Annotated in this window: 12 protein-coding genes and 1 pseudogene; 9 read left to right on the top strand and 4 right to left on the bottom strand. The window is 59.1% G+C overall.

The genetic code is table 11. From position 1 onward, the window contains the following. Positions 1 to 6: 6 nt before the first annotated feature. The 8 genes from KVG88_RS14480 (at position 7) to KVG88_RS14515 (ending at position 8,594) form a co-directional block, all read left to right on the top strand. On the top strand, positions 7 to 801 hold the full coding sequence (locus KVG88_RS14480; protein WP_217871871.1) for a carbon-nitrogen hydrolase family protein: 795 nt from the start codon (positions 7 to 9) through the stop codon (positions 799 to 801). Between the two features lie 48 nt (positions 802 to 849). Next, complete coding sequence (gene pqqF, locus KVG88_RS14485; protein ID WP_217871872.1) at positions 850 to 3,279, top strand: pyrroloquinoline quinone biosynthesis protein PqqF; 2,430 nt, start codon at positions 850 to 852, stop codon at positions 3,277 to 3,279. Positions 3,280 to 3,437: 158 nt separating this feature from the next. Further along, positions 3,438 to 3,512, top strand: coding sequence for a pyrroloquinoline quinone precursor peptide PqqA (gene pqqA, locus KVG88_RS14490; protein WP_003444522.1), 75 nt, complete (start codon positions 3,438 to 3,440; stop codon positions 3,510 to 3,512). Positions 3,513 to 3,593: 81 nt separating this feature from the next. Beyond that, positions 3,594 to 4,505 (top strand): pyrroloquinoline quinone biosynthesis protein PqqB, encoded by a 912-nt coding sequence (gene pqqB, locus KVG88_RS14495; RefSeq protein ID WP_217871873.1) that lies wholly within the window; start codon positions 3,594 to 3,596, stop codon positions 4,503 to 4,505. 128 nt (positions 4,506 to 4,633) lie between these two features. Then, positions 4,634 to 5,386 carry a pyrroloquinoline-quinone synthase PqqC gene (gene pqqC / locus KVG88_RS14500; protein ID WP_150703854.1) on the top strand — a complete coding sequence of 251 codons (753 nt, stop codon included), beginning with the start codon at positions 4,634 to 4,636 and terminating at the stop codon, positions 5,384 to 5,386. Continuing rightward, entirely contained in the window at positions 5,383 to 5,658 is a 276-nt protein-coding gene (gene pqqD / locus KVG88_RS14505; RefSeq protein WP_150703855.1) for a pyrroloquinoline quinone biosynthesis peptide chaperone PqqD, read from the top strand. Before pqqC ends, pqqD begins: the two co-directional genes overlap by 4 nt. A gap of 7 nt (positions 5,659 to 5,665) precedes the next feature. Further along, positions 5,666 to 6,802: a pyrroloquinoline quinone biosynthesis protein PqqE gene (gene pqqE / locus KVG88_RS14510; protein ID WP_437179949.1), complete on the top strand. Its 1,137-nt coding sequence runs from the start codon at positions 5,666 to 5,668 to the stop codon at positions 6,800 to 6,802. Continuing rightward, on the top strand, positions 6,768 to 8,594 hold the full coding sequence (locus KVG88_RS14515) for a S9 family peptidase (RefSeq protein ID WP_217871875.1): 1,827 nt from the start codon (positions 6,768 to 6,770) through the stop codon (positions 8,592 to 8,594). The genes pqqE and KVG88_RS14515 overlap by 35 nt, the downstream gene beginning before the upstream one ends. A 3-nt stretch (positions 8,595 to 8,597) precedes the next feature. Here KVG88_RS14515 and KVG88_RS14520 read toward each other — a convergent pair whose 3' ends face one another. The 4 genes and pseudogenes from KVG88_RS14520 to KVG88_RS14535 all read right to left on the bottom strand — a co-directional run bounded on the left by KVG88_RS14520 (position 8,598) and on the right by KVG88_RS14535 (position 11,047). Next, positions 8,598 to 8,756, bottom strand: a complete 159-nt coding sequence (locus KVG88_RS14520; RefSeq protein WP_003228885.1) for a YqaE/Pmp3 family membrane protein — start codon at positions 8,754 to 8,756, stop codon at positions 8,598 to 8,600. Between the two features lie 83 nt (positions 8,757 to 8,839). Beyond that, positions 8,840 to 9,160, bottom strand: coding sequence for a helix-turn-helix domain-containing protein (locus KVG88_RS14525; RefSeq protein WP_150703858.1), 321 nt, complete (start codon positions 9,158 to 9,160; stop codon positions 8,840 to 8,842). Further along, positions 9,153 to 9,510: pseudogene (locus KVG88_RS14530) on the bottom strand (type II toxin-antitoxin system RelE/ParE family toxin). Before KVG88_RS14530 ends, KVG88_RS14525 begins: the two are co-directional and overlap by 8 nt. 253 nt (positions 9,511 to 9,763) lie before the next feature. Next, positions 9,764 to 11,047 carry an aspartate aminotransferase family protein gene (locus KVG88_RS14535; protein ID WP_217871876.1) on the bottom strand — a complete coding sequence of 428 codons (1,284 nt, stop codon included), beginning with the start codon at positions 11,045 to 11,047 and terminating at the stop codon, positions 9,764 to 9,766. Between the two features lie 170 nt (positions 11,048 to 11,217). Here KVG88_RS14535 and KVG88_RS14540 point away from each other — a divergent pair, with 170 nt between their 5' ends. After that, entirely contained in the window at positions 11,218 to 12,147 is a 930-nt protein-coding gene (locus tag KVG88_RS14540) for a LysR family transcriptional regulator (protein WP_217871877.1), read from the top strand. Positions 12,148 to 12,300 lie beyond the last annotated feature (153 nt).

Here is a 12,300-nt window from a genome sequence, read left to right on the forward strand (position 1 = left end):
TCCGAAATGCGCGTAGCCCTTTACCAATGCCCACCGTTGCCGCTGGATGTCGCCGGCAACCTGCAACGCCTGCACCAGTTGGCGCTGGAAGCCAAAGGCGCCGATTTGCTGGTGCTGCCGGAGATGTTCCTGACCGGCTACAACATCGGCGTCGATGCCGTCAGCGTGTTGGCGGAAGTGCACAACGGTGAGTCGGCGCAACAGGTCGCGCGCATTGCCCGGGCCGCCGGGATCGCCATTTTGTATGGCTACCCCGAGCGCACCGAGGACGGACAGATCTACAACGCTGTGCAGTTGATTGACGCCAATGGCGAGCGCATCTGCAACTACCGCAAAACGCACTTGTTTGGCGATCTCGACCGATCGATGTTCAGCGCCGGTAGCAACGATTTCCCTGTGGTTGAACTTAACGGCTGGAAGCTAGGGTTTCTGATCTGCTACGACCTGGAGTTTCCGGAAAACGCCCGACGCCTGGCCCTCGAGGGTGCCGAGCTGATCCTGGCACCGACGGCAAACATGATTCCGTTTGATTTTGTCGCTGATGTCACCGTCCGCTCTCGCGCCTTCGAAAACCAGTGCTACGTGGCCTACGCCAATTACTGCGCAAGCGAAGGCGATATTCACTACTGCGGCCAAAGCAGCATCGCCGCGCCGGATGGCAGCCGCATCGCCCAGGCCGGCCTTGATGAGGCGCTGATTGTCGGCGAGTTGGATCGTCAGTTGATGGCCGACTCTCGTGCCGCCAATCGTTATTTGCTTGATCGTCGCCCGGAACTCTACAGCGCACTGAACAAGCGCTGATCCACCGATATCCGCTAGCATTGGCACTTCACTGTTCTGGAAGTGCCCATGCCCGCGCTGAATCCTCTTCGCCCCCACACTGAAACCCTGGCCAATGGCTTGCGGGTGACGCTGCGACATGCCCCAAATTTAAAGCGTTGCGCAGCGGCGTTGCGGGTTGCCGCAGGCAGCCATGATGTGCCGCTGGCGTGGCCGGGACTGGCGCATTTTCTTGAGCATCTACTGTTTCTGGGCACTGAGCGTTTTCCCGCAGGCCAAGGGTTGATGGCTTACGTTCAGAGCCATGGCGGACAGGTGAATGCCCGGACCAGCGAACGGACCACCGACTACTTTTTCGAGTTGCCAACCCCGGCATTCGCCGGAGGGTTGCAGCGTCTGTCAGACATGCTCGCGCACCCGCGTATGAATCCGGACGATCAACAGCGGGAACGGGAAGTGCTGCACGCGGAATTTGTCGCTTGGTCGCAAGATCCGACGGCGCAACAGCAAATGGCGTTGTTTGATGGGCTGTCCGAGGCTCATCCACTGCGGGGTTTCCATGCCGGCAATCGCGACAGCCTGCCATTGCAACAACCCGAGTTTCAGCAAGCGTTGAAGGATTTTCATCAGCGGTTTTACCGAGCTGGGCAGATGACCTTGAGTTTGGCCGGCCCGCAGAGCGTCGATGAATTAAGGGATTTGGCCGAGACTTTTGCCCGTGTCATTGCCGTCGGTGAAAAGGCCCCGCAGCCATCTCCGGTCCCGTTGATGGCGACCCCAATCGTAAGTTATCAACAGGCTGGCGAGCGCCGGTTGAATTTGCTGTTTGCCCTCGAAGCGTTGCCTGACTGCTCCGCCGAAGCACTCGGCTTCCTGTGCCACTGGCTGAATACCGACAAACCGGGCGGTTTGCTGGCGGATTTACGCGAGCGCGGTCTGGCCGAAAAGCTCAAGGCAGATCCGCTGTATCAGTTCGCCGGGCAAGCCTTGCTGCACATCGAATTCACTTTGCCCACTGATGCATCAGCGAGCGAGATCCCTGAACGGCTCACGGATTGGCTGAGCTTCTTCGCCCAACAAGACTGGAACAGGCTGCGCGAAGAATACGCCGCGGTGCTCCAGCGTCAGCAACACGTCAGTAGCGCTCTGCAACTGGCTCGACTGGACAGCGAACAACGCGAAATGGGGCTGTCTGCACAGGGTGTTACAGCCCTCCAGAACATCCTCAGGAAAATTGGCGCTGTGGATAACTTCAGCGGTCCATGGCATTTGCCAGCACCCAATCCGTTTTTGCGCGCCGAAGCACCGGCATCCAACGCCGGGCTGATTCGCGGCCAGACCAGCGCCCACCGTGGCCTGCGCACCTTTGCCCAGGACCGCTCGCGCAGCCGTCGCGAACGGTCACCTATGCAATTCAGCCAAGCATTGCCGGACACCGGCGCGGAGGGTGCGATTTATTTGCGCTGGCGCCTGGGCTCAACGCCCGGCAGCCGCCTGCAATCACGCCTGGAAAGTGACCTGCAACCGTTGCGCGAAGATGCGCGTCAGGCCGGTGTGGATTTTTCCTTCAGTGCGTCGGGCAATGAGTGGCTGCTGAAATTGACCGGGCTACAAGAGCCGATGCCCACCGTCCTGGAGCATGCGCTGAAAGAGCTGACAAAGCCTGATGCCTCTGTTTCACAGTCCGAGCAGACAAACGTCGCGTTGATACCGATTCGCCAACTGCTCAAGGCATTGCCCGATCATTGCCTTGGGCGAACAGCTTACTCGGATGACGTGCAGCAACTCTGGTCGAGTGCACGATGGGATGGGCTCGCCATCGGCTTATCGGCTCAGACGCAAGCGGCCATGGGCCTGGCCTTAAGCCGCGTCCCCGGCACACCGGACACTCAATCGAGTCCTTCGCTCACGCTCCATTCGCAACGCCTGTGGAGCCAAATCGATATCGGCTCCAGCGAGCACGCGCTCCTGCTGTTCTGCCCTACGCCCTCTGAAGAATTGGCTGACGAAGCCGCGTGGCGTTTACTCGCCCACGTCTGTCAGATGCCGTTCTACCAGCGCCTGCGGGTGGAGTTGCAACTCGGTTACGCAGTGTTCAGCGCCCTGCGCCAGACTCACGGGCAAACCGGGTTGCTGTTCGGCGTGCAATCGCCCAGCGTGGCGCCGGAAAACCTGCTGCAACACGTTGAGCAGTTCCTCAGCGAATTGCCCACGTTGATCGACGCCATCGATGACAGCTCGCTTATCGCCCAGCGCCAGACCTTGGCCGAGCAGTTTTCCAGCGCTGCATTGCCCTCCCTTCAGGCGGCAGAACTGCTTTGGCAGGGCAAACTGGCGGGCCGCTCGTCGGATTATCTGATGCAATTGCCCGAGGCGATCCTGCGGGTCAGCCGAGCCGAACTGCTCGGCGCCGCACAGCGATTGAATCAGGCCGAAGGCGGCTGGCGCTGCCTGGCTAACAGCCCTGCACCTAGTGCACCTTGGCAAGCGACAAAATGATCATTACCGGGGCTGCAACGAGCTTTCTCAAAGTTTCACGGGCAATCTCTTTGAAATTTTGAGTAACATAGCAGCCTAACTATTTGGAACATCTCTGACCTGAGGTGGACTATACCTATAGATAGCGCTGTCCCACCCTACCTGAAGGAGTTCAATTTATGGCCTGGACCAAACCGGCTTACACCGACCTGCGTATCGGCTTTGAAGTCACCATGTACTTCGCAAGCCGCTAATCTCTGCCCTGGCAGATGAGCAGCACAACGCCTCGGATATCCGAGGCGTTTTATTTTCAGCGTTGAAATGATGGAGCGCCCATGTTTGTCCAGATTCTAGGTTCCGCTGCCGGCGGCGGTTTCCCCCAGTGGAACTGCAACTGCGTGAACTGCGCAGGTTTTCGCGACGGCAGCCTGCGGGCCAAGGCGCGGACGCAATCGTCCATCGCGATTTCCGATGACGGCGTGAACTGGGTGCTGTGCAACACCTCCCCGGACATCCGCGCCCAGCTCCAGAGCTTCGCCCCGATGCAACCGGGCCGCGCACTGCGTGATACCGGGATCAGCGCGATCATCCTGATGGACAGCCAGATCGACCACACCACCGGGCTGCTCATGTTGCGTGAAGGTTGCCCGCATCAGGTCTGGTGCACCGACATGGTCCACGAGGATCTGAGCAGCGGTTTTCCGCTGTTCACCATGTTGAACCACTGGAATGGCGGGCTGACTTGGAACCGCATCGAGCTCGATCAGAGCTTCAGCGTGCCGGCCTGTCCGAACCTGCGCTTTACTCCGCTGCCACTGCGCAGCGCCGCGCCGCCTTACTCGCCGCACCGCTTCGATCCACATCCGGGTGACAACATCGGGCTGATCGTCGAAGACCTGAACACCGGCGGCAAACTGTTCTACGCACCGGGCCTGGGCAAGGTCGATGCGCCGTTGCTGGAAATCATGGCCGGCAGCGATTGCCTGCTGGTGGACGGCACCCTGTGGGATGACGATGAAATGCAGCGTCGCGGTGTGGGCACGCGTACGGGTCGCGAGATGGGCCACCTGGCGCAGAGCGGGCCTGGCGGTATGCTTGAGGTCTTTGAGCAGTTGCCCGACCCGCGCAAAGTACTTATCCACATCAACAACACCAACCCGATCCTCGATGAGGATTCGCCACAGCGCGCGGAGCTGGATCGACGTCAGGTTGAAGTGGCGTATGACGGCATGAGTATTGTGCTGTAGGCAATTGAGACCGCTGTGCGGTCTATCGCTAGCAGGCTAGCTCCCACAGGGGTTGTGGGAGCTAGCCTGCTAGCGATGAGGCCAGCCCAGGCGATGAAGAATCCACCGGTCCTACCCGGAGAAAAGAAATGACTGACACCCCAATGTCCCCCGCCGAATTCGAAGCCGCGCTACGGGCCAAAGGCGCCTACTACCACATCCATCACCCCTATCACGTGGCGATGTATGAAGGCCGCGCAAGCCGCGAGCAGATCCAGGGCTGGGTCGCCAACCGTTTCTACTATCAGGTGAACATCCCCCTGAAGGACGCGGCCATTCTGGCCAACTGCCCGGACCGCGAGATCCGTCGCGAGTGGATTCAACGCTTGCTCGACCATGACGGCGCCCCCGGTGAAGATGGCGGTATCGAAGCCTGGTTGCGCCTGGGCCAAGCCGTTGGCCTGGACCCGGATCAACTGCGCTCCCAGGAACTGGTGCTGCCCGGCGTGCGTTTCGCCGTCGATGCCTACGTCAACTTCGCCCGCCGCGCCAGCTGGCAAGAAGCCGCCAGCAGCTCGCTGACCGAACTGTTTGCGCCGCAGATCCACCAGTCGCGCCTGGACAGCTGGCCCCAGCATTACCCGTGGATCGACCCGGCCGGCTACGAGTATTTCCGCACGCGCCTGGGTCAGGCGCGGCGTGATGTCGAGCATGGTTTGGCGATCACGCTTGAGCATTACAAAACCCGGGAAGGCCAAGACCGCATGCTGGAAATTCTCCAGTTCAAACTGGACATTCTTTGGAGCATGCTCGATGCCATGAGCATGGCCTACGAACTGAAACGCCCGCCGTATCACAGCGTGACCGGGGAACGGGTCTGGCACAAAGGAATCACCTTATGAGTTTCGATCGCAGCAAGACGCCGAACTGGCGTCCGGGCTACCGCTTCCAGTACGAACCGGCGCAGAAAGGCCATGTGCTGCTGTACCCCGAAGGTATGATTAAACTCAATGAAAGCGCCGCATTGATCGGCGGTTTGATTGATGGTGAGCGTGATGTCGCGGCGATCATCGCCGAACTCGACCAGCAGTTCCCCGGCGTGCCTGAGCTCGGTGAAGACGTCGAGCAATTCATGGAGGTTGCCCGTGCGCAGCACTGGATCGAACTTGCCTGATTCATCGGTGCAAGTACCGCCCAAACCGGAAATCGGCCTGCCGCTGTGGCTGCTCGCCGAGCTGACGTATCGCTGCCCGCTGCAATGCCCGTATTGCTCCAATCCACTGGACTTTGCCGAGCAAGGCAAAGAGCTCAGCACCGAACAGTGGATCAAGGTGTTTCGCGAAGCGCGGGAGATGGGCGCTGCGCAACTGGGCTTTTCCGGCGGCGAACCGTTGGTGCGCCAGGACCTCGCCGAACTGATCGCCGAGGCCCGCAAGCTGGGTTTCTACACCAACCTGATCACTTCCGGCATCGGCCTGACCGAGCAGAAAATCAGCGACTTCAAGAAGGCCGGGCTCGATCACATCCAGATCAGTTTCCAGGCCAGCGACGAGCAGGTGAATAACCTGTTGGCCGGTTCAAAAAAGGCCTTCGCACAGAAACTGGAAATGGCTCGTGCGGTGAAGGCCCACGGTTATCCGATGGTGCTGAACTTCGTCACCCATCGGCACAACATCGACAAAATCGACCGCATCATTGAGTTGTGCATCGCGCTGGAAGCGGACTTCGTCGAACTCGCCACCTGCCAGTTTTACGGCTGGGCGCAGCTCAATCGCGTTGGCCTGTTGCCAACCAAAGAGCAACTGGTGCGCGCCGAACGCATCACCAACGAATACCGGGCCAAGCTCGAAGCCGAAGGCCATCCGTGCAAACTGATTTTCGTCACGCCGGACTATTACGAAGAACGCCCGAAAGCCTGCATGAATGGCTGGGGCAGTATCTTTCTGACAGTCACACCGGACGGAACCGCACTGCCGTGTCACGGTGCCCGACAGATGCCGGTACAGTTTCCCAATGTGCGCGACCACAGCATGCAACACATCTGGTATGACTCGTTCGGCTTCAACCGTTTCCGTGGTTATGACTGGATGCCCGAGCCCTGCCGCTCGTGCGACGAGAAAGAAAAAGACTTCGGCGGCTGCCGTTGTCAGGCCTTCATGCTCACCGGCGACGCGAGCAATGCCGACCCTGTGTGCAGCAAGTCCGAACATCACGGCGTGATCCTCAATGCTCGCGAAGAAGCCGAGCACGCGACCCAGACCATCGAACAACTGGCCTTTCGCAATGAACGAAACTCACGCCTCATCGCCAAAAGCTGAACCTTTAAGCGCTGCCAACGCCGTTGCGGCCGGCATCGATTTCGCCGAGCTGCAAGTCGGCCCACACGGTTTGTTCTGGAACGAATACCGTCCGCAGGACGCCGCGTGCCGGATCTGGCATTGGCTTGATGGATCAGCGAAATGCCTGACGCCACCGGGCTTCAGCGTGCGTAGTCGAGTGTACGAATACGGCGGCGGTGCGTTCTGTCTGACGGACGACGGGATTATCTTCGTCAACGAGGCGGACCAGCAGCTGTATCGTCAATCGCTGCAGGGCGACACGCCGCAAATGCTGACATCCGGCGTGTGCCGCTACGGCGATTTGCAGTTCGCCAATGGTCAGGTGCTGGCGGTTGAAGAAAATCACAATGAACACCGCTTGGTGGCCATCGATCTGGCCGATGGCGAACGGCATCTGCTGGCTGAAGGCGCCGACTTTTACGCGGCACCGACGCTCAGCCCGGACTCGAGTCGACTGGCCTGGATCGAGTGGAGCCGCCCGGATCAGCCATGGACCGCAACCCGATTGATGGTTGCCGAGCGCCAACGCAATGGCGAGTTCGGCCCCGCCGATTGCGTCGCCGGGGACGGAGCTCAAGAATCCCTGCAGCAACCCCGATTTGATAACGACGGCCGTTTGTTTTGCCTGACTGATCGTGGCGGTTATTGGCAGCCGTGGGTGCAAACGCAAAACGGTCTGACCCCATTGCCGAGCGCAACTGCGGACCATGGTCCGGCACCTTGGCAGCTCGGCGGCTGCACGTGGTTACCACTGAGCGAAGACACCTATCTGGCGAGCTGGACTGAGGGTGGTTTCGGCCGGTTGGGCATCGTCGGGCAATCCAGTGAGGACTTTACCGGCGGCTATAGCCGCTTCCGTCATCTGGCCGTGGATGAGCAGTTTATTTACTGCATCGCCGCGTCGCCGGTCAGCTCAGCCGCGGTAATCGCTATCGATCGCCAGTCTCGGCAAGTCAACGTGCTGGCGGGCGGTATTGCACCGTTGCCCGCCGAGCAGATCAGTCGTCCGCAAACCTTGCGTTATCCAAGTGGCTCGGGTGAAGCCCACGGTTTCTTCTACCCGGCGATGACCGGCGAGGCTAAACCGCCGCTGGTGGTATTCATCCACGGCGGCCCGACATCGGCGTGCTACCCGATGCTCGACCCGCGCATTCAATACTGGGCACAACACGGTTTCGCCGTGGCGGACCTCAACTATCGCGGCAGCAGCGGCTATGGCCGCGCCTACCGTCAGGCCCTGCATTTGAGTTGGGGTGAAGTGGATGTCGAAGATGCCTGCGCGGTGGTCAGCCATCTCGCTGATCGTGGCTTGATCGATGGCGACAAAGCGTTCATTCGTGGCGGCAGCGCGGGGGGTTACACCACGCTGAGTGCGCTGGCGTTCCATGACGTGTTCCGCGCCGGCGCCAGTCTGTATGGCGTTAGCGATCCAGTGGCATTGGGTCGGGCAACCCACAAGTTCGAGGGCGACTACCTCGATTGGCTGATCGGCGACCCCGTGCAAGACGTCGAGCGCTATGCCGCTAGAACGCCGTTACTGCATGCGGGCAACATTCGTGTGCCGGTGATCTTTTTCCAAGGGGAACTGGATGCCGTGGTCGTGCCGCAACAGACCCGCGACATGGTCAACGCCCTGAAGCGCAACGGCATCCTGGTGGAAGCGCATTACTACGCGGACGAACGCCATGGTTTCCGCAAGGCTACCCACCAGGCCCATGCGCTGGAGCAGGAGTGGTTGTTTTATCGGCGGGTGATGGATCTGCTGCCGTAAAACTCAACGCTTGGCGATGATGTACACAGCGTGCACGATCCCGGGAATGTAACCGCATAACGTCAGCAAGATATTCAGCCAGAACGCCCCGCCAAACCCCACTTGCAGAAACACACCCAGCGGTGGCAACAGAATGGCGATGATGATGCGAATAAAGTCCATGGAGCAGCTCCTGATTGATGCGGGCTCGTGCGAGCCCTACAGCTAATCGACCTTTGCCGTTGGTCAGGGTTCAGCCCGACTCTTCAGGCCAGTATCTCCAGGCCGTGTTTCTGAACGATGCTCAGCAGCTTCAACGCCATCCCGCTGGGGTGCTTAGCCCCGGCTTCCCACTGTTTGACCGTGGAGGCGCTGGTGTTCAGGTATCGCGCGAACACCGGCTGACTGACATTGTTGCGCTCGCGCAATGCCTTGATCTCTTCTGCTGCGATTGCGTCAGGGACAGTCGCAAGGCACGACTCATCGAACTCGCGCATGGTCGCTTTGCTGATGGCTCCGATGGCATACAAAGCGCTGGCTGATTCGTGGATTGATTCGAACGCCTCGCTTTTGAATTTCTTACTCATTAGTTATCTCCATAAACTCCTTCGTATCCAGCAGGCACTGAACCTGCATCGCTGTCAGCCTCTCGTACGTTTTTGCCATTTTTCGAAACCCGATTAGCTCAGCCTGGCTGATATTGGCCTGATCCTTCTTCGCGTACAGGAACTGATAAATCCAGTGACGGCCCCCTTTTGGCCAAAACAATCGATCGATGACGGTTGGCGTTCAAACGTTTCTTCCAAACCCCACCACCGAGATTGTCAGCTTGGCCGTTGAGCATTTCAGTGAATGCTTCCCGAAGCTCATCATCACCCATCCAGGCCTTCGCGGCCTGCATTGCAAAGCGTTTTGTCTTGAACAGCCTTGGTGACATTCGCATCCCTTTTCTAAAAACATACCACTGAGTGGTATAGAACTCAAAGCCAACTCCGCAAAGCCACAGCAGCATTGGCATCGACACTCCTTGCCGACGCCCTCTAGAAAGACATTGATGCAGGTAACGCTCAAGCCGAATTCGCCGTTGGCAAAACCCGGCCACAAAAAAAACGCCCCACACCAAAAGAATCAGGCGTGGGGCGTGCGTTTTACCGCGAGACGGTTCGGAAAATTCTGTAGGGCGCGTCTGTTCAGACGGCGATCCCTTTGCGGCACTGCAGTTGTGCGGTGCGTACGCGGGAGAAGGCGCGGGCCAGGCGCAGGAGCATTTCGTCGATGTTGGCCTTGCTGACGGTCAGTGCGGGAGTGAAGCGCAGGCAGTCGGGTTGCGGGGCGTTGAGCAGCAAGCCTTCATACAAAGCTGCGTTGACCACTGCATCGGCAGATTCATCTGACAAGGTCAGCCCGCAAAGCAGTCCTTGCCCGCGCAGTTCGCCATGGCCGTAGCGATGGGACAGACGCTGCAAACCTTCGCGCAGGTGCTGAGCCGTTTCGCCGACATGTTCGAGAAATCCTTTGTCCTGCACGCTGTCGAGTACGGCCAGCCCCGCCGCGGTCATCAGTGCATTGCCATGATGGGTGCCACTCAGTTCGCCGGTCTCGAAACAACAAGCCTTGCCCCGCGCCAACAGCGCCGCGAGGGGAACGCCACCGCCCAGCCCTTTGCCGAGGATGACGATATCGGCGCGCACACCGTAGGATTGTTCGGCAAGCAAAGTGCCGCAACGACCGATGCCGGTTTGCACTTCGTCGAGGATCAACAGGATGCCAAGGTCGCGACACATTCGCTCGACGCCCTTGAAATAATGCGCCGTCGCTGGAACCACCCCGGCTTCGCTCTGGATCGGTTCGAGCATGATTGCCACGGTCCGCTCATCGACAGCGGCGTGCAGAGCCGGGAGGTCATTGAAAGGCACATGACTGAAGCCCGGCAACTGCGGCTCGAATCGGTTGGCCAGTGTCGAACTGTCCGACGCTGAAATCGTCGCCAGACTACGGCCATGACAACCCTTATTGGCAACGATGATCCGCGAAGCACCGCCGCGATGTTGTTGGCCCCACTTACGCGCCAGTTTGATTGCCGCCTCACAGGCTTCGCTGCCCGTGTTGAGTAAATACGCCTGGTCGCTGCCAGTGCTGAGACACAAACGTTCAGCGAGATTAAGCATGCCGCGGTTATGCAGGCCGGAGCCGGGGTTGATCAGTGCCTGCGCTTGCGCGGTGATGGCATTGACCAGTGCCTTTGGACTGTGGCCGAGGCAATTCGCCCCGCCGCCCTGGGAAAAATCCAGGTAAGCGCGTTCATCGCTGTCCCACAACCATGAACCCTGGCCGCGAACAAAAACCTGTTGGGGCCGCTCGACACTGGGCATCAGGCACTCACTGGAAAGGTTGTCGTGCCTGGAGGCAAAGGAATTGTCCGCGATCAGGTCATCAAGACATGGCGAAGGACGGCGCAGGTTGAACAGATTCATGGGTTCAACCCTCGATGCAGGTTTTTTGCGTTACCTATGTAAACACCATCAAAGCAAACGGTATTCATCGTGGTCTGTGGCCCTGTAAGCCTTGTGAATGCGGTTAGACTAGGCGTCTGACCAGGCGTTGAGCCATTTCGATTTACCAGCATTTTCGATAAGTATTACTTATGGATTTCAAGCAACTGCGTTATTTCGTCGCGGTGTATGAAGAGGGCCATGTTGGCCGGGCTGCCGAACGGCTGTCGATCTCTCAACCGGCACTGTCCCAACAGATCCGCCAACTCGAACAAAACCTCGATGTGAGCCTGTTCGAACGCAGCAGCAAACGCCTGTTGCCGACGCTGGCGGCCCATACGCTGTACAACCACGCTTTGCCCTTGCTTGATGGCATGCAACGGGCGCGTGAGGCGTTGGGTAACTTCAAGGGGCAAGCACTGCGAACACTGGCCATCGGGGTTTTGCAAACGGTGCATACCAGCCTGGTGCCACAGATGCTCGAACGCGTGCGTAAGGCCCAGCCGCATCTGGTGGTGCAGATCTATGAACTGACCGGTCTGGAAATCGAACGACGGTTGCTCAATGGTTCGCTGGACATCGGCATTAGTTACCTGCCGCCCCGGCAACCTGGGCTGCACGGGGTGATGCTGTACGAAGACGAGCTGACGCTTGTCATCCCGGCGGAACACCCTTTGCGGGAATTCAAGAAAGTTTCGATGAGCCAAGCTGCCGAATTGCCCATGCTGCTCTTGGGCGAAGAGTTTCAGATTCGCCAGATTTGGCAGGCGCAACTGGCCAATTTGGGACGACGCCCCCAGGTACAGGCTGAGTTGAACAACATGGCGGGCATTCTCGACAGCCTGCCGCATACGCGACTGGCGACGGTGTTGCCGGGGCGTTCGCAAAAGACCCATGGCAACCATGAACTGCTGTGGAAACCGCTCAGTGAACCGCGGGTGCCGTTGAAAGTGGGTTTGGTGTGTCGTGATGTGCAACGGCAACAAGCGTCGATGACGTTGTTACGTACGTTGCTGGAAGAGGTGATCAATCGGCCGGATGAACGCTTGAACAGTCCGCCGGCACTGGATGGACTGAGCTGAATACTTTTTCGCAGGCATAAGAAAACCCCGCCGAAGCGGGGCTTTGCAGACTGTTTCCCTGACATCCATTTCACTCCGCCGTCCTGGCAGAATCCTACGTGTCCGTGTTGTTGCTTTTGCGCTTCCTGCGCTACGTCCATGTGAAGTAGATTA

This window comes from Pseudomonas azerbaijanoccidentalis (genome assembly GCF_019145495.1).
In the GTDB taxonomy this organism is placed as follows: domain Bacteria; phylum Pseudomonadota; class Gammaproteobacteria; order Pseudomonadales; family Pseudomonadaceae; genus Aquipseudomonas; species Aquipseudomonas azerbaijanoccidentalis.

Excerpts from the sequence above, each read along its gene's own strand:
- KVG88_RS14480 (WP_217871871.1), top strand. The coding sequence starts at position 7 with ATGCGCGTAGCCCTTTACCAATGCCCACCGTTGCCGCTGGATGTCGCC.
- pqqF (WP_217871872.1), top strand. The coding sequence starts at position 850 with ATGCCCGCGCTGAATCCTCTTCGCCCCCACACTGAAACCCTGGCCAAT.
- pqqB (WP_217871873.1), top strand. The coding sequence starts at position 3,594 with ATGTTTGTCCAGATTCTAGGTTCCGCTGCCGGCGGCGGTTTCCCCCAG.
- pqqC (WP_150703854.1), top strand. The coding sequence starts at position 4,634 with ATGACTGACACCCCAATGTCCCCCGCCGAATTCGAAGCCGCGCTACGG.
- pqqD (WP_150703855.1), top strand. The coding sequence starts at position 5,383 with ATGAGTTTCGATCGCAGCAAGACGCCGAACTGGCGTCCGGGCTACCGC.
- KVG88_RS14515 (WP_217871875.1), top strand. The coding sequence starts at position 6,768 with ATGAACGAAACTCACGCCTCATCGCCAAAAGCTGAACCTTTAAGCGCT.
- KVG88_RS14520 (WP_003228885.1), bottom strand. The coding sequence starts at position 8,756 with ATGGACTTTATTCGCATCATCATCGCCATTCTGTTGCCACCGCTGGGT.
- KVG88_RS14525 (WP_150703858.1), bottom strand. The coding sequence starts at position 9,160 with ATGAGTAAGAAATTCAAAAGCGAGGCGTTCGAATCAATCCACGAATCA.
- KVG88_RS14535 (WP_217871876.1), bottom strand. The coding sequence starts at position 11,047 with ATGAATCTGTTCAACCTGCGCCGTCCTTCGCCATGTCTTGATGACCTG.
- KVG88_RS14540 (WP_217871877.1), top strand. The coding sequence starts at position 11,218 with ATGGATTTCAAGCAACTGCGTTATTTCGTCGCGGTGTATGAAGAGGGC.